The organism is Acetobacter ghanensis (genome assembly GCF_001499675.1).
GTDB classification, from domain to species: domain Bacteria; phylum Pseudomonadota; class Alphaproteobacteria; order Acetobacterales; family Acetobacteraceae; genus Acetobacter; species Acetobacter ghanensis.
Genome location: NZ_LN609302.1, coordinates 1,332,029 through 1,346,044 on the forward strand (window position 1 = coordinate 1,332,029; position 14,016 = coordinate 1,346,044).

Sequence of the window (14,016 nt, forward strand, 5' to 3'; positions counted from 1 at the left end):
GCTCCAGCGCTCCATTTCCCTTTGGGGGCTTCTGCACATGAATGAACTCATGAAAATTCTTGGCCAGACCGGCCAGGCAATGACCTTTGACCAGATCAAGATTCAGCTTGCTTCGCCCGAGCAGATCCGGTCCTGGTCTTTTGGTGAAATCAAGAAGCCCGAGACCATTAACTACCGTACGTTCAAGCCGGAACGTGATGGCCTGTTCTGCGCTCGGATCTTTGGCCCGATCAAGGATTACGAATGCCTGTGCGGTAAATACAAGCGGATGAAGTTCCGCGGTATTATCTGCGAAAAGTGCGGCGTTGAAGTGACCTTGGCCAAAGTTCGCCGTGAGCGTATGGGCCATATTCAGCTGGCCAGCCCGGTTGCCCACATCTGGTTCCTGAAATCCCTGCCCAGCCGCATCGGCCTCATGGTCGACCTGACGCTCAAGGATCTGGAAAAAGTTCTGTATTTTGAGAACTATCTGGTTCTCGAACCCGGTACGTCTCCCCTCAAGCAGTATTCTCTCCTGACCGAAGAGCAGTATCTCGACGCGATGGATGATTATGGCGAAGAAGGGATTGAAGTCGGTATTGGTGCGGAAGCGATCAAGAAGGTTCTTGAACGCATTGAGTGCGATGCCGAAAAAGTAGAGCTCCGCCAGGCTCTTAAAGAAACAACGTCTGAAGCCAAGCGCAAGAAGCTCGTTAAGCGTCTTAAGCTGATTGAAGCATTCTCGGAAAGTGGTGCCCGTCCGGAATGGATGATTCTGGATCTGGTTCCGGTTATTCCGCCAGAACTGCGTCCGCTGGTGCCGCTCGATGGTGGCCGTTTTGCAACGTCCGATCTGAACGACCTGTATCGCCGCGTCATCAACCGTAACAACCGTCTCAAGCGGCTTATGGAACTGCGTGCGCCTGACATTATCGTGCGTAACGAAAAACGCATGTTGCAGGAAGCTGTGGACGCCCTGTTCGATAACGGTCGTCGCGGTCGCGCCATTACCGGCGCCAACAAGCGTCCGCTCAAGTCTCTGTCCGATATGCTTAAGGGTAAGCAGGGGCGTTTCCGTCAGAACCTGCTGGGTAAGCGCGTCGACTATTCCGGTCGTTCGGTTATCGTGGTGGGGCCTGAGCTCAAGCTGCATCAGTGTGGCCTGCCCAAGAAGATGGCGCTTGAGCTGTTTAAGCCCTTCATTTACGCCAAACTGGAAAAGTACGGTCACGCAACCACCATTAAAGCTGCAAAGCGTATGGTGGAAAAGGAACGTCCGGAAGTCTGGGATATTCTCGAAGAGGTTATCCGCGAACATCCCGTTCTGCTGAACCGTGCGCCTACGCTGCACCGTCTGGGTATTCAGGCGTTTGAACCTGTGCTGGTCGAAGGGAAGGCGATTCAGCTGCATCCGCTGGTCTGCACCGCCTTTAATGCGGACTTTGACGGCGACCAGATGGCTGTACACGTGCCGCTCAGTCTGGAAGCGCAGCTTGAAGCACGCGTGCTGATGATGTCGACCAATAACATTCTCAGCCCTGCAAACGGCAAGCCGATTATTGTGCCTTCTCAGGATATCGTTCTGGGGCTGTATTACCTCAGCCTCGAAACACCTGAGTTCAAGGTCACGCCTGATCGTAATGAATATAATGAAACGACGGGTGAACTGGTTAAAGCTGGCGCGGCATCTTTCTCCTCTATTGGAGAAGTGGAATACGCGCTTAGCGCCGGTGCACTTAAGCTGCACGACAAGATCCGTGCACGGTTTGAAAAGATCGGCGCTGATGGAAAGCCTGTTTACGAAACAGCAGTTACAACGCCTGGTCGTGTGCTGATTGCGCAGATCCTGCCGCAGCATGAAGCCGTGCCGTTCTCTCTGATCAACCGCCAGTTGACGAAGAAGGCTGTGTCTGACGTGATTGACACGGTTTATCGTCATTGCGGGCAGAAAGAAGCCGTGATCTTCTGTGACCGTTTGATGGCTCTTGGCTTCCGTCATGCTGCGAAGGCAGGCATTTCCTTCGGCAAAGATGACATGATCATCCCAGCCGAAAAGAAAGAATTGGTTGATCGTACTGCCGCTGAAGTGAAGGAGTTTGAACAGCAGTATCAGGACGGTCTGATTACCGCTGGCGAACGTTACAATAAGGTGGTTGATGCTTGGTCGCGCTGCACGGACGAAGTGCAGGCAGCGATGACCAAAGAGATTTCGCGTCAGGAAGTCGGTAAGCCCATCAACTCTGTGTGGATGATGAGCCACTCCGGGGCTCGTGGGTCGCCGGCGCAGATGAAGCAACTTGCTGGTATGCGTGGTCTGATGGCCAAGCCGTCGGGTGAAATTATTGAGCAGCCGATTATTGCCAACTTTAAAGAAGGCCTCTCGGTTCTCGATTACTTCACATCCACCCATGGTGCACGTAAAGGGCTAGCGGATACCGCGCTTAAGACCGCCAACTCCGGTTACCTGACCCGTCGTCTGGTCGACGTGGCTCAGGACAGCATCATCATTGAAGAAGACTGCGGTAGCGAGCGCGGCCTGACGGTTCGTGCCGTTATGGATGGTGGCGAAGTCGTTGCTTCGTTGTCCGAGCGGATTCTGGGTCGTACTCTTGCGTCCGATGTTGTGGATCCGGCTACGGGTAAAGTCATTGCGACCCGTAACCAGCTTGTTGACGAAGCTGATGCAGAACGCATTGAAGCATCGGGTGTTGAAGTCATTCACATTCGGTCCGTGCTGACATGCGATAGCCGTGTTGGTGTTTGCGGCCGTTGCTATGGGCGTGATCTTGCTCGTGGTACGCCGGTTAATATCGGTGAGGCTGTTGGTGTTATTGCCGCGCAGTCCATTGGTGAACCAGGCACTCAGCTGACCATGCGTACCTTCCATATTGGTGGTGCGGCGCAGCGTGGTGCCGAGCAGTCCATGATCGAAGCATCGCGTGATGGTAAAATTGTCATCCGCAATCGTAACGTGGTGCAGAACAGTCAGAACGTGCCGATCGTCATGGCGCGTAACTGTGAAATTCTGCTGACAGACGAAAAGGGCGCGGAAAAGTTCCGCTATCGTGTGCCTTACGGTGCACGTCTGTTGACCACGGAAGGTGCGACAGTCGCCCGAGGTCAGAAACTGGCTGAGTGGGACCCCTACACACTGCCAATTATTACGGAAAAAGCCGGTAAGGTTGAATATCTGGACCTGATTGACTCCATTACGCTTGTTGAGCGTATGGATGAAGTGACCGGCCTGACTTCCAAGGTTGTGGTGGACTACAAGCAGGCAGGGAAGGGTGTTGACCTACGTCCTCGTCTGCAGCTGAAGGACGCCAATGGCGAAGTGGTCAAGCTGGATAACGGGGCTGAAGCCCGTTACTTCCTGTCGCCTGAAACACTGCTGTCCATCGAAAATGGTGCGGAAGTGAACGCTGGTGACGTGCTGGCCCGCCTGCCGCGTGAAGGTTCCAAGACGCGTGATATTACAGGTGGTCTGCCGCGTGTGGCCGAACTGTTTGAAGCACGTCGTCCCAAGGATCACGCGATTATTGCGGAAATGGAAGGGCGCGTTGAGTTTGGTAAGGACTACAAGTCCAAGCGCCGCATTATCGTTAAGAATGATGAAACAGGTCACGAGCAGGAATACCTGATTCCCAAAGGCAAACACATTTCCGTTCAGGAAGGTGACTTTGTGGAAAAAGGCGATCCGTTGGTCGATGGTCCTCGCGTTCCGCATGATATTCTGAAGGTCATGGGGGTCGAGGCGCTGTCTGACTACCTGATCAATGAAATTCAGGATGTCTATCGTCTGCAGGGCGTGAAGATTAACGATAAACACATTGAGGTTATCGTTCGTCAGATGCTTCAGAAGGTTGAAATTCTGGAGCCGGGTGACACCACTTATCTGATCGGCGAGACGGTTGACCGGCTTGAGTTCGATATGGAGAACACCAAGTGCCTCAATGCGGGTGAACGTCCCGCATTGGCCATGCCGGTGCTGCAGGGTATTACTAAAGCATCTCTGCAGACTCAGTCGTTTATCTCCGCAGCCTCCTTCCAGGAAACGACACGTGTCCTGACCGAAGCAGCAACGGCAGGTAAGGTCGATAAGCTGATGGGGCTGAAAGAAAACGTGATTGTGGGTCGTCTGATCCCTGCTGGTACTGGGAGCGTTATGAAGCGCCTGCGTGCTATTGCAGCGGAGCAGGACAAGCAGCGCGTTAGCCGAACTGCGGCCGAGTAAGCGTCTTTATCGGGATAAGGAAAAGGCCGGGGCATTGCTCCGGCCTTTTTTATGAGTATGAGCTGGACCTGCGGAGAGAATCGTAGGGTAAAGCTTGACTTCCTGTGGGGGGAGCGTTAGTTAGCAGCCCTCAGCTTTACTCATCTTTGCTGATGGGTGGGGCACTCAGGTTCTCTGTATGAGTTTTAGCATGCGGTTGGCTTCCGGGGGGAAGTGGAGCCGGATGCCGATATAGCCCCATTCGGGTTGCCACCTGATGGGATCTTTTTTAATGAAAGTCGGCAGTTGCAGGAAATGCAACCGTCGGCCGAACTGTGTAAGGATCGGGAAAGGCGCATGCCGACCATCAACCAGCTCATTGCCAAAGGGCGTAAGCCTGCAGTTAAGCGGAACAAAGTGCCCGCTTTGCAGGGTTGCCCTCAGAAGCGCGGTGTTTGTACCCGCGTTTATACGACGACACCGAAGAAGCCTAACTCCGCACTGCGTAAAGTTGCCAAGGTGCGTCTGACGAACGGCTATGAGGTGGTTAGCTATATTCCTGGTGAAGGTCACAACCTTCAGGAGCATAGTGTTGTGCTTATCCGCGGCGGTCGTGTGAAAGATTTGCCGGGTGTTCGTTACCACATCCTTCGCGGTGTTCTCGATACGCAGGGTATCGCCAAGCGGCGTCAGCGTCGTTCGCTGTATGGCGCCAAGCGTCCGAAATAAGAGGAAGTTAAGGTATGAGTCGCCGTCATCGTGCTGTTAAGCGCGAGATCCTTCCCGATCCGAAGTTCGGAGATGTCGTCATTACGCGTTTTATGAACGCGCTGATGTTCGACGGTAAGAAGTCCACTGCGGAAAAGATTGTCTATGGCGCTATCGATGCCATGGCTCGCCGCAATGGTGCAGCGTCTGATCCGATCGCGCTGTTTCACAACGCTCTGGACAACGTAAAGCCGGCTGTTGAGGTTCGTTCCCGCCGTGTTGGTGGTGCAACCTATCAGGTTCCGGTTGAAGTGCGTACAGACCGTCGTCAGGCTCTGGCTATCCGCTGGGTCATCGACGCGGCGCGTAAGCGTGGTGAAAACACCATGCAGGATCGTCTGTCCAACGAACTTCTGGATGCCGTGAACAATCGTGGTGCGGCTGTGAAGAAGCGTGAAGACACGCATCGTATGGCTGAAGCCAATAAGGCATTCAGTCATTATCGCTGGTAATCCGTGAAAGTTCTGCTTTCCCTCTTGTCGAGGGATTGGGGCGCTTATAACAACTGCATCCCGGATATTTTTTGGGGCATGGAGTAAACAATGGCTAAGGCTAAATTTGAGCGGAATAAACCGCACTGCAACATCGGCACCATTGGTCACGTTGACCATGGTAAGACGTCTCTGACGGCTGCCATTACGAAGACCCTGGCGAAGGCTGGTGGTGCTGAGTTCAAAGCATACGACATGATCGACGCTGCTCCTGAAGAGCGCGCTCGTGGCATCACCATTTCCACGGCTCACGTGGAATATGAAACCGCCAACCGTCACTATGCTCACGTCGACTGCCCCGGACACGCTGACTATGTGAAGAACATGATCACCGGTGCGGCTCAGATGGATGGCGCCATCCTCGTGGTGTCCGCTGCTGACGGCCCGATGCCGCAGACCCGTGAGCACATCCTGCTTGCTCGCCAGGTTGGTGTGCCGGCTCTGGTGGTCTTCCTGAACAAGGTTGATCAGGTTGACGATCCGGAACTGCTTGAACTGGTTGAAATGGAAGTTCGTGAACTTCTCTCTTCCTACCAGTTCCCTGGTGACGATATTCCGGTAATCAAGGGCTCCGCTCTGGTTACTCTGGAAGATGGTGATCCGGAAGTCGGTGAAAACCGCGTTAAAGATCTGATGGATGCGGTTGACACCTACATCCCGCAGCCGGAACGTCCGGTTGACCGTCCGTTCCTGATGCCGATCGAAGACGTGTTCTCGATCTCCGGTCGTGGTACGGTTGTGACGGGTCGTGTCGAACGCGGTGTTATTAACGTAGGTGACGAAGTCGAAATCGTCGGCCTGAAAGACACCGTTAAGACCACCGTTACCGGCGTTGAAATGTTCCGCAAGCTGCTTGATCGCGGCGAAGCTGGCGACAACATCGGTGCTCTGGTTCGTGGCACGAAGCGTGAAGATGTTGAGCGTGGTCAGGTTCTGGCTAAGCCCGGCTCCATCACGCCGCACAAGAAGTTCAAAGCGGAAGCCTACATCCTGACGAAGGAAGAAGGTGGCCGTCATACGCCGTTCTTCACCAACTATCGTCCGCAGTTCTACTTCCGTACGACTGACGTGACGGGTGTTGTGCACCTGCCGGAAGGCACGGAAATGGTTATGCCTGGTGACAACTGTGCCATGGAAGTCGAGCTGATTGCTCCGATCGCCATGGACGAAGGTCTCCGCTTCGCTATTCGTGAAGGTGGCCGTACCGTTGGTGCAGGCGTTGTTGCCTCCATTATCGAGTAATCGATAAAGGATTAAAGACTGAGTGGCCCCGGCCGGTTTTTCGGCTGGGGTCTTACTTGGCGGCCGGGATAACCCGGACAAGTAAAGTGTTGGACTAAGAAACAGATGGACAACCAGAACATCCGCATTCGCCTGAAAGCGTACGATCATCGGGTGCTTGACAACAGCACGAAAGAGATCGTGAATACGGCGAAGCGTACGGGTGCGCGGGTTCGGGGTCCTATCCCGCTGCCGACGCATATCGAACGGTTTACGGTTAACCGTTCTCCTCACGTTGACAAGAAGAGCCGCGAGCAGTTCGAAATTCGGACTCATCGTCGTTTGCTCGATATTGTTGAGCCCACTCCGCAGACCGTGGACGCTCTCATGAAGCTCGACCTCGCCGCAGGCGTGGATGTCGAGATCAAACTTTAAGGTCCAGACGATGCGCACCGGATTGATCGCAAAAAAGTTGGGCATGTCCCGACTGTTCAAGGAAGACGGCACGCATGTGCCTGTCACCGTTCTGCACGTTGATGAAGTGCAGGTGGTAGACGTTCGTACTCAGGAGCGTGATGGCTACGTGGCTGTCCAGCTGGGTATGGGCAACGCCAAGGTGAAAAACGTAACAAAACCCAACCGTGGCCATTTTGCCCGTGTGAAGGTTGAACCCAAGAAGGCGGTTCGTGAATTCCGTGTGGCAGATGATGCTACGCTGGAAGTTGGCGCTGCTCTTTCTGCTTCGCACTTCGTTGTCGGCCAGAAGGTTGACGTAACGGGGACAAGCAAGGGTAAGGGGTTTGCTGGCGCCATGAAGCGCTGGAATTTTGCTGGTCTTGAAGCCTCGCACGGTGTGTCCATTTCGCATCGTTCGCATGGTTCGACCGGTAACCGCCAGGATCCCGGCAAAACCTTCAAAAACAAGAAAATGGCTGGTCATCTGGGTGATGAACGCGTGACCACCTTGAATCTGGAAATCGCAGCGGTCGATCCGGAAAAGAATCTGATCATGATTCGTGGCTCCGTTCCGGGAGCAAAGAATGGTGTCGTTCTCATTCGTGATGCGATCAAGAAAGCCCGCCATAGCGATGCGCCGTATCCGGCAGCTGTGAAGGCGGAGGCCTGAGATCATGGAAATCGAAATCAAGACACTTGATAACGGCACGGTTGGTTCAGCTACGCTTCCGGAAGAACTTTTCGGCGCAGCACCCCGGGCGGATGTAATGGCACGCGTTGTGCACTGGCAGCTGGCAAAGCGCCGCGCTGGTACGCACAAGGTCAAGGGCATGGGCGAAGTGTCCGGCACGACCAAAAAGCCGTATCGTCAGAAGGGTACAGGTAGTGCACGTCAGGGCTCCCTGCGCGCTCCCCAGTACCGTACTGGTGGTGTGGTGCATGGTCCGGTTGTGCGTGATCATGGCTACGACCTGCCTAAAAAGGTGCGTCGTCTGGGCCTGATCTCCGCTCTGTCGCAGAAAGCTGCCGAAGGTAAGCTGGTTGTTCTGGATGCCGCCTCTGGCGTGACCAAGACCAGTGATCTGGCCAAGAAGCTGCAGGGGCTTGGGTGGGGTTCTGCCCTGATCGTGGATGCATCCGTGGACGAAAATTTCGTGCGCGCTGCTCGTAACCTGCCAAAGATCGACATTCTGCCGACCATTGGCGCGAATGTTTATGACATTCTGAACCATGAGGTGCTTGCTATTACGCAGGCAGGCCTTGAAGGACTGAAGGAACGCCTGGCATGACGAATATTCTTGCTATTCGCAAGAAAGCCGAGCGTCTCTCTCGGGAGGCTCTGTACGACATCGTGCGGACGCCTGTCATCACCGAGAAGGCGACTGCGCTTTCTGAAAAAAATCAGGTTGTTTTCAAGGTCGCGATGACGGCTAGCAAGCCTGAAATCAAGGTTGCGGTGGAAACGCTGTTCGGGGTCAAGGTTGTTGGCGTCAACACCCTTGTCCAGAAAGGTAAAACCAAACGCTTTAAAGGGCGTCTGGGTCAGCGTTCTGACGTTAAGAAGGCGTTCGTTCAGCTTGCAGAAGGTCAGTCCATCGACCTGACCGCGAAGCTGGCGTGACCAAGGGTAGAAACTAATGGCACTGAAGCACTTTAATCCTGTCACGCCGAGCCTGCGTGGTACGGTTCTGATTGATCGTGCTGACCTCTGGAAGGGCAAGCCGGTCAAGCAGCTCACCGAAGGTAAGAGCAAGTCAGGCGGTCGTAACAATAACGGCCGTATTACTTCTCGCTTTCGTGGTGGCGGTCATAAGCAGTCCTATCGTTATGTAGACTTCAAGCGTCGTAAATTCGACGTGCTGGGTACTGTGGAGCGTCTTGAATACGATCCCAACCGCACGGCCTTTATTGCGCTGGTGAAGTACGAAGACGGTGAGCTGGCTTATATTCTTGCTCCCCAGCGTCTGAAGGTCGGTGACAATGTCATCGCCGGCACGCGCGTGGACATCAAGCCTGGGAATGCTATGCCGCTTGCTTCCATTCCGGTGGGTACGATTATCCATAACATCGAACTGAAGCAGGGTGCTGGTGGTAAGCTGGCCCGTTCCGCTGGAACGTATGCTCAGTTGGTTGGTAAGGATTCCGGCTACGCCCAGATCAAGCTGCAGTCTGGTGAATTGCGTGTTGTTCGCGGTGAGTGCATGGCAACTGTAGGTGCCGTGTCCAATCCGGACAACATGAACCAGCATATGGGTAAGGCTGGTCGCTCTCGCTGGCTGGGTCGCCGTCCGCATAACCGCGGCGTGGTGATGAACCCGGTTGATCATCCGCATGGTGGTGGTGAAGGCCGCACATCTGGTGGTCGTCATCCGGTTACGCCGTGGGGCAAGCCCACCAAAGGTTACAAAACTCGGGTCAACAAGCGGACGGACGGTCTGATTATCCGTCGTCGGAAGACCGGCAAGTAAGGGGCAATAGAAGATGGCACGTTCCGTCTGGAAAGGTCCGTTCGTCGACGGGTATCTGCTGAACAAGGCTGAAGTATCCCGCGCATCGGGTCGGAATGAAGTGATCAAGATCTGGTCGCGTCGTTCAACGATTCTTCCGCAGTTCGTTGGTCTGACGTTCGGTGTTTATAACGGTCAGAAGTTCCTGCCTGTGCAGGTGACGGAGAACATGGTTGGCCATAAGTTTGGCGAATTCTCTCCCACCCGTACGTTCCATGGGCATGGTGCTGACAAGAAGTCTAAGCGGGGCTAAGAGCACAGATGAGCAAGCCGAAGCATCCGCGCACGCTCGCGGAAACAGAAGCGCAAGCTATCACGCGTAACATTCGGGTTAGCCCCCGCAAGTTGAACCTTGTGGCAGGCCTGATCCGTAATAAACCTGCATCTCAGGCAATTGCGACGCTGACATTCTCCAAGCGCCGTATCGCTCAGCAGGTTAAGAAAACGCTGGAAAGCGCGATCGCTAATGCTGAAAACAATCACCAGCTGGATGTTGACCAGCTGGTGGTGAAAACGGCCGAAGTGGGCAAGTCCATTGTCATGCGGCGTTTTCACGCACGTGGCCGTGGTCGTTCCGCACGTGTTGAGAAGTTTTTCAGTCACCTGAAGATTGTTGTAGCCGAACGGGCCGTTGTGTCTGACGCGGCTTCTTCCGAGCAGAAGGCGGCCTGAGATATGGGGCATAAAGTCAATCCGATCGGGCTGCGGCTCGGTATCAACCGCACGTGGGACAGCCGCTGGTACGCAGACGCAGATTATTCCCGTCTGCTGCACGAAGACCTTAAGCTTCGTGCATTCCTGCGTCGCAAGCTGGCTGGGGCAGGTGTGTCTCGTGTTGTGATCGAACGTCCGGCCAAAAAGCCGCGTGTTACGATCTATGCGGCACGTCCTGGCGTGGTTATCGGCAAGAAGGGTCAGGACATCGACGCTCTGCGTAAAGAGCTGACCCGCATGGCTGGCACCGAAGTGGCGTTGAACATTGTTGAAATCCGCAAGCCGGAAATCGATGCAACGCTGGTGGCAGAAAACATTGCCCAGCAGCTGGAACGCCGTGTGGCTTTCCGTCGTGCCATGAAGCGCGCCGTGCAGTCCGCTATGCGTCTGGGGGCCCAAGGTATCCGGATCAACTGCTCCGGTCGTCTGGGTGGTGCCGAAATCGCACGTATTGAGTGGTATCGCGAAGGTCGTGTGCCTCTGCACACTCTGCGGGCCGATATCGATTATGGTACGGCAACGGCTATGACCACCTATGGCACCTGCGGTGTGAAGGTATGGATCTTCAAGGGTGAAATTCTTGCTCATGATCCGTTGGCACAGGATCGCCGGGCGGCCGAACAGGCTCCTCAGCGCTGAGGAGAGGATAAAAAATAATGCTTTCCCCTAAGCGGACAAAATTCCGCAAAGCACATAAAGGCCGTATCCACGGTCTTGCAAAAAGCGGTACCACACTGAACTTTGGTACGTTCGGCCTTAAGGCTCTGCAGCCGGAACGTATTACGGCTCGCCAGATCGAGGCATCCCGTCGTGCCATTACCCGCGCCATGAAACGCGCTGGTCGAGTTTGGATTCGTATCTTTCCGGATATTCCGGTCTCGACAAAGCCCGCAGAAGTGCGTATGGGCTCCGGTAAGGGATCGCCTGAATACTGGGTGGCCCGTGTGAAGCCTGGTCGTATTTTGTTTGAGATCGAAGGTGTTCCGCCGGAACTGGCGCGTGAAGCGCTGGCTCTTGGTGCCGCCAAGTTGCCGATCAAGACCAAATTTGTGACCCGAATTGGAGATGCGTGAGATGGTAAAGGCAGTAAAGCCAGCTGATTTGCGCGCTAAAACGCCGGACGAGCTTGAAGCTCGTCTGGTTGAGCTTAAGCGTGAGCAGCTCAACTTGCGTTTCCAGCAGGCCACCGGGCAGACAGAATCGCAGAGCCGAGTCCGTGCGGTCCGTCGTGAAATTGCGCGCATCAAGACAATTGCTGCGCAGAACGCAAAGAATGCAGCAGGTGCAAAAACATCTGCTGCCAATGCCTGAGGAGAGGTAGCCGATGCCGAGGCGCGTCCTGACCGGACGTGTGACGAGCGACAAGATGGACAAGACCGTAACGGTTCTTGTCGATCGTCGCGTCATGCATCCCGTTTATAAGAAGTTCATCCGTCGTTCCAAGAAATATGCGGCGCATGATGAAGAAAACATCTGCAAGATCGGTGATTCTGTGCGGATTGTTGAATGTGCACCTATTTCGCGGCGTAAGACGTGGACCGTGATTTCCCGCAACGGTGAAGCCGTGGGCGCGGAAGCAGCTGCGTCGGCCTAACGTAAGGATTTCTAGGTTATGATCCATCCCGAGACCAACCTCGATGTGGCCGACAATTCCGGTGCACGTCAGGTGCAGTGCATTAAGGTGCTGGGCGGTTCCAAGCGGAAGTCTGCCTCGGTCGGCGACGTGATCGTCGTTTCCGTCAAGGAAGCCATCCCCCGTGGGAAGGTGAAGAAGGGCGATGTTCACCAGGCCGTTATCGTGCGTACCTCTTACCCGGTTCGTCGTCCCGATGGCAGTGCCATTCGGTTCGACCGCAATGCGGCTGTGCTGATCAACAAGCAGCAGGAGCCGATCGGTACCCGTATTTTTGGTCCGGTCGTGCGTGAACTGCGTGCGAAGAAGTTCATGAAGATCATCTCTCTCGCGCCGGAGGTGCTGTAATGGCTGCCCGTATTAAAAAAGGCGATACGGTTGTCGTCATCACCGGCTCTTCCAAGGGTGTGCAGGGTGAGGTTCTGGAGGTTCGTCCTTCAGAAGATCGTGCTGTTGTGCGTGGTGTTGCGATTGCTAAACGTCACCAGCGCGCTCGTCGCATGGGTGAAGAAGGTGGGATTATTGCCCGTGAGGCAGCCGTCCACCTCTCCAACCTGAAGCTGGTCGATCCTGCTTCCAAAAAACCGACACGCGTTGGTTTCCGGGTGCTTGAAAACGGCAAAAAAGTTCGCGTTGCCAAGGCGACTGGCGAAGTGATTGAAGGTTGAGAGGCCAGGTATGAGTGCGAATCAGGAAGGGCGTTCCCTCCCGCGCCTTCACCAGCGCTATGAGAGTGAACTTCGTGCCAAGCTGCGTGAGCAGTTTGGGTATAGCAACGAAATGCAGGTGCCGCGGCTTGAAAAAATCGTCCTGAATATGGGCGTTGGCGAAGCCGCGGGTGACCAGAAGAAGCTGGATGCAGCTGTTGCGGAAATGACCCTTATTGCAGGTCAGAAGCCGGTTAAGACGGTTGCTAAAAAGGCAATCGCTGGCTTTAAGATCCGCGAAGGGCTGCCGATTGGCTGTAAGGTTACGCTGCGTCGGGCTCGGATGTACGAATTTCTCGATCGTCTTGTGACGATTGCGATGCCGCGTATCCGTGACTTCCGTGGTCTCCCTGCGACGAAAGGCTTTGACGGTCGGGGCAATTTTGCTCTTGGCCTGAAAGAGCAGATCGTTTTCCCGGAAATTGAATACGACAAAGTGGATGAAATCCGCGGTATGGATGTCGTGTTCGTGACCAGCGCGAAAACGGATGCCGAAGCTAAGGCTTTGCTGAAGGCGTTTGATCTTCCCTTCTTGGGATGATACAGGCTGCTTTATTGTGTGATCTTGGAAAACCGTCGAAGGTTTTCGAAGGGTTCCGGAGGTAATGTTGTATGGCTAAAACATCTGCCATCCTGCGTAATGCTAAACGCAAGCGCATGGCGGCACGGGATAATGAGAAGCGTACCGCTCTCAAGAATATCGTGATGGATCGTTCTCTGCCCGTGGAAGATCGGTTCGATGCGTCTCTCAAGCTGGCAGAACTGCCGCGCAACGGTTCTCGTGTGCGCGTGCGTCTGCGTTGCAAGCTGACAGGTCGTTCTCGCGGTAACTACCGCAAGTTTGAGCTGTGTCGTATCGCTTTCCGTGATCTGGCCTCTGAAGGTCAGATTCCGGGAGTCGTGAAAGCTAGCTGGTAAGGGCTCGAGATGTCGCTTTCAGATCCTTTGGGTGATATGCTCACCCGCATTCGCAACGCTCAGCGTGCGCGTCACAACTCTTGTGTTGCTCCGGCATCCAATCTGCGTGTGAACGTGCTGGAAGCTTTGCAGCGCGAAGGTTACATCCGTGGTTACAAGCGTGAAGAAGTGCGTAAGGGTATTGCCCAGCTGCACATCGAGCTGAAGTATGCGGAAGGTGAACCGGTTATTCGTGAAATCCAGCGCGTTTCTCGCCCTGGCCGTCGCGTCTATTCCAAAATTAAAGAACTGCCGCGCGTCTGTGCTGGTCTGGGTGTTTCTATCCTTTCCACACCGCGTGGTGTTCTGTCCGATGTAGAGGCCCGCGCCGCCAATGTTGGTGGTGAAGTCCTTTGCCGCGTATTCTGAG

At 54.7% G+C, this 14,016-nt stretch carries 20 protein-coding genes; all 20 read left to right on the forward strand.

Features of this window, described 5'->3' with window-relative positions; translation table 11 throughout:
• Positions 1–37 precede the first annotated feature (37 nt).
• Positions 38–4,213, forward strand: coding sequence for a DNA-directed RNA polymerase subunit beta' (gene rpoC, locus AGA_RS06400; protein ID WP_059024702.1), 4,176 nt, complete (start codon positions 38–40; stop codon positions 4,211–4,213).
• Between the two features lie 336 nt (positions 4,214–4,549).
• Positions 4,550–4,921, forward strand: a complete 372-nt coding sequence (rpsL, locus tag AGA_RS06405; protein WP_003622698.1) for a 30S ribosomal protein S12 — start codon at positions 4,550–4,552, stop codon at positions 4,919–4,921.
• Positions 4,922–4,935: 14 nt separating this feature from the next.
• Positions 4,936–5,412 carry a 30S ribosomal protein S7 gene (rpsG, locus tag AGA_RS06410; protein WP_059023537.1) on the forward strand — a complete coding sequence of 159 codons (477 nt, stop codon included), beginning with the start codon at positions 4,936–4,938 and terminating at the stop codon, positions 5,410–5,412.
• A 90-nt stretch (positions 5,413–5,502) separates the two neighbouring features.
• Positions 5,503–6,693, forward strand: a complete 1,191-nt coding sequence (gene tuf / locus AGA_RS06415; RefSeq protein WP_059023538.1) for an elongation factor Tu — start codon at positions 5,503–5,505, stop codon at positions 6,691–6,693.
• A gap of 105 nt (positions 6,694–6,798) precedes the next feature.
• Positions 6,799–7,107, forward strand: a complete 309-nt coding sequence (rpsJ, locus tag AGA_RS06420) for a 30S ribosomal protein S10 (RefSeq protein WP_007282720.1) — start codon at positions 6,799–6,801, stop codon at positions 7,105–7,107.
• 10 nt (positions 7,108–7,117) lie between these two features.
• On the forward strand, positions 7,118–7,798 hold the full coding sequence (rplC, locus tag AGA_RS06425; protein WP_059023539.1) for a 50S ribosomal protein L3: 681 nt from the start codon (positions 7,118–7,120) through the stop codon (positions 7,796–7,798).
• Positions 7,799–7,802: 4 nt separating this feature from the next.
• On the forward strand, positions 7,803–8,417 hold the full coding sequence (rplD, locus tag AGA_RS06430; protein ID WP_059023540.1) for a 50S ribosomal protein L4: 615 nt from the start codon (positions 7,803–7,805) through the stop codon (positions 8,415–8,417).
• The gene (locus tag AGA_RS06435; RefSeq protein WP_059023541.1) at positions 8,414–8,749 is read left to right on the forward strand and encodes a 50S ribosomal protein L23; all 336 of its coding nucleotides are present in this window, start codon (positions 8,414–8,416) and stop codon (positions 8,747–8,749) included. Before rplD ends, AGA_RS06435 begins: the two co-directional genes overlap by 4 nt.
• Positions 8,750–8,765: 16 nt before the next feature.
• Positions 8,766–9,596: a 50S ribosomal protein L2 gene (gene rplB / locus AGA_RS06440; protein ID WP_059023542.1), complete on the forward strand. Its 831-nt coding sequence runs from the start codon at positions 8,766–8,768 to the stop codon at positions 9,594–9,596.
• Between the two features lie 13 nt (positions 9,597–9,609).
• On the forward strand, positions 9,610–9,888 hold the full coding sequence (gene rpsS / locus AGA_RS06445) for a 30S ribosomal protein S19 (protein WP_012812769.1): 279 nt from the start codon (positions 9,610–9,612) through the stop codon (positions 9,886–9,888).
• Positions 9,889–9,896: 8 nt separating this feature from the next.
• On the forward strand, positions 9,897–10,307 hold the full coding sequence (gene rplV / locus AGA_RS06450) for a 50S ribosomal protein L22 (protein ID WP_048852981.1): 411 nt from the start codon (positions 9,897–9,899) through the stop codon (positions 10,305–10,307).
• Between the two features lie 3 nt (positions 10,308–10,310).
• Positions 10,311–10,988: a 30S ribosomal protein S3 gene (rpsC, locus tag AGA_RS06455; RefSeq protein ID WP_048852982.1), complete on the forward strand. Its 678-nt coding sequence runs from the start codon at positions 10,311–10,313 to the stop codon at positions 10,986–10,988.
• Between the two features lie 17 nt (positions 10,989–11,005).
• On the forward strand, positions 11,006–11,422 hold the full coding sequence (gene rplP / locus AGA_RS06460) for a 50S ribosomal protein L16 (protein ID WP_048852983.1): 417 nt from the start codon (positions 11,006–11,008) through the stop codon (positions 11,420–11,422).
• A 1-nt stretch (position 11,423) separates the two neighbouring features.
• On the forward strand, positions 11,424–11,660 hold the full coding sequence (gene rpmC, locus AGA_RS06465) for a 50S ribosomal protein L29 (RefSeq protein ID WP_059023543.1): 237 nt from the start codon (positions 11,424–11,426) through the stop codon (positions 11,658–11,660).
• Between the two features lie 13 nt (positions 11,661–11,673).
• Positions 11,674–11,943, forward strand: coding sequence for a 30S ribosomal protein S17 (gene rpsQ, locus AGA_RS06470; protein WP_059023544.1), 270 nt, complete (start codon positions 11,674–11,676; stop codon positions 11,941–11,943).
• A gap of 18 nt (positions 11,944–11,961) precedes the next feature.
• Positions 11,962–12,330 (forward strand): 50S ribosomal protein L14, encoded by a 369-nt coding sequence (rplN, locus tag AGA_RS06475; RefSeq protein ID WP_025826951.1) that lies wholly within the window; start codon positions 11,962–11,964, stop codon positions 12,328–12,330.
• Complete coding sequence (gene rplX / locus AGA_RS06480; protein WP_025826949.1) at positions 12,330–12,650, forward strand: 50S ribosomal protein L24; 321 nt, start codon at positions 12,330–12,332, stop codon at positions 12,648–12,650. The genes rplN and rplX overlap by 1 nt, the downstream gene beginning before the upstream one ends.
• Positions 12,651–12,660: 10 nt before the next feature.
• The gene (gene rplE / locus AGA_RS06485; protein ID WP_059023545.1) at positions 12,661–13,230 is read left to right on the forward strand and encodes a 50S ribosomal protein L5; all 570 of its coding nucleotides are present in this window, start codon (positions 12,661–12,663) and stop codon (positions 13,228–13,230) included.
• A gap of 71 nt (positions 13,231–13,301) precedes the next feature.
• Positions 13,302–13,607, forward strand: coding sequence for a 30S ribosomal protein S14 (gene rpsN, locus AGA_RS06490; RefSeq protein WP_059023546.1), 306 nt, complete (start codon positions 13,302–13,304; stop codon positions 13,605–13,607).
• Positions 13,608–13,616: 9 nt separating this feature from the next.
• Positions 13,617–14,015 carry a 30S ribosomal protein S8 gene (gene rpsH, locus AGA_RS06495; protein WP_025826943.1) on the forward strand — a complete coding sequence of 133 codons (399 nt, stop codon included), beginning with the start codon at positions 13,617–13,619 and terminating at the stop codon, positions 14,013–14,015.
• Position 14,016: the final 1 nt, after the last annotated feature.

What these genes read in the sequence shown, in the direction of transcription:
- rpoC (WP_059024702.1), top strand. Translation starts at nt 38, where the DNA reads ATGAATGAACTCATGAAAATTCTTGGCCAGACCGGCCAGGCAATGACC.
- rpsL (WP_003622698.1), top strand. Translation starts at nt 4,550, where the DNA reads ATGCCGACCATCAACCAGCTCATTGCCAAAGGGCGTAAGCCTGCAGTT.
- rpsG (WP_059023537.1), top strand. Translation starts at nt 4,936, where the DNA reads ATGAGTCGCCGTCATCGTGCTGTTAAGCGCGAGATCCTTCCCGATCCG.
- tuf (WP_059023538.1), top strand. Translation starts at nt 5,503, where the DNA reads ATGGCTAAGGCTAAATTTGAGCGGAATAAACCGCACTGCAACATCGGC.
- rpsJ (WP_007282720.1), top strand. Translation starts at nt 6,799, where the DNA reads ATGGACAACCAGAACATCCGCATTCGCCTGAAAGCGTACGATCATCGG.
- rplC (WP_059023539.1), top strand. Translation starts at nt 7,118, where the DNA reads ATGCGCACCGGATTGATCGCAAAAAAGTTGGGCATGTCCCGACTGTTC.
- rplD (WP_059023540.1), top strand. Translation starts at nt 7,803, where the DNA reads ATGGAAATCGAAATCAAGACACTTGATAACGGCACGGTTGGTTCAGCT.
- AGA_RS06435 (WP_059023541.1), top strand. Translation starts at nt 8,414, where the DNA reads ATGACGAATATTCTTGCTATTCGCAAGAAAGCCGAGCGTCTCTCTCGG.
- rplB (WP_059023542.1), top strand. Translation starts at nt 8,766, where the DNA reads ATGGCACTGAAGCACTTTAATCCTGTCACGCCGAGCCTGCGTGGTACG.
- rpsS (WP_012812769.1), top strand. Translation starts at nt 9,610, where the DNA reads ATGGCACGTTCCGTCTGGAAAGGTCCGTTCGTCGACGGGTATCTGCTG.
- rplV (WP_048852981.1), top strand. Translation starts at nt 9,897, where the DNA reads ATGAGCAAGCCGAAGCATCCGCGCACGCTCGCGGAAACAGAAGCGCAA.
- rpsC (WP_048852982.1), top strand. Translation starts at nt 10,311, where the DNA reads ATGGGGCATAAAGTCAATCCGATCGGGCTGCGGCTCGGTATCAACCGC.
- rplP (WP_048852983.1), top strand. Translation starts at nt 11,006, where the DNA reads ATGCTTTCCCCTAAGCGGACAAAATTCCGCAAAGCACATAAAGGCCGT.
- rpmC (WP_059023543.1), top strand. Translation starts at nt 11,424, where the DNA reads ATGGTAAAGGCAGTAAAGCCAGCTGATTTGCGCGCTAAAACGCCGGAC.
- rpsQ (WP_059023544.1), top strand. Translation starts at nt 11,674, where the DNA reads ATGCCGAGGCGCGTCCTGACCGGACGTGTGACGAGCGACAAGATGGAC.
- rplN (WP_025826951.1), top strand. Translation starts at nt 11,962, where the DNA reads ATGATCCATCCCGAGACCAACCTCGATGTGGCCGACAATTCCGGTGCA.
- rplX (WP_025826949.1), top strand. Translation starts at nt 12,330, where the DNA reads ATGGCTGCCCGTATTAAAAAAGGCGATACGGTTGTCGTCATCACCGGC.
- rplE (WP_059023545.1), top strand. Translation starts at nt 12,661, where the DNA reads ATGAGTGCGAATCAGGAAGGGCGTTCCCTCCCGCGCCTTCACCAGCGC.
- rpsN (WP_059023546.1), top strand. Translation starts at nt 13,302, where the DNA reads ATGGCTAAAACATCTGCCATCCTGCGTAATGCTAAACGCAAGCGCATG.
- rpsH (WP_025826943.1), top strand. Translation starts at nt 13,617, where the DNA reads ATGTCGCTTTCAGATCCTTTGGGTGATATGCTCACCCGCATTCGCAAC.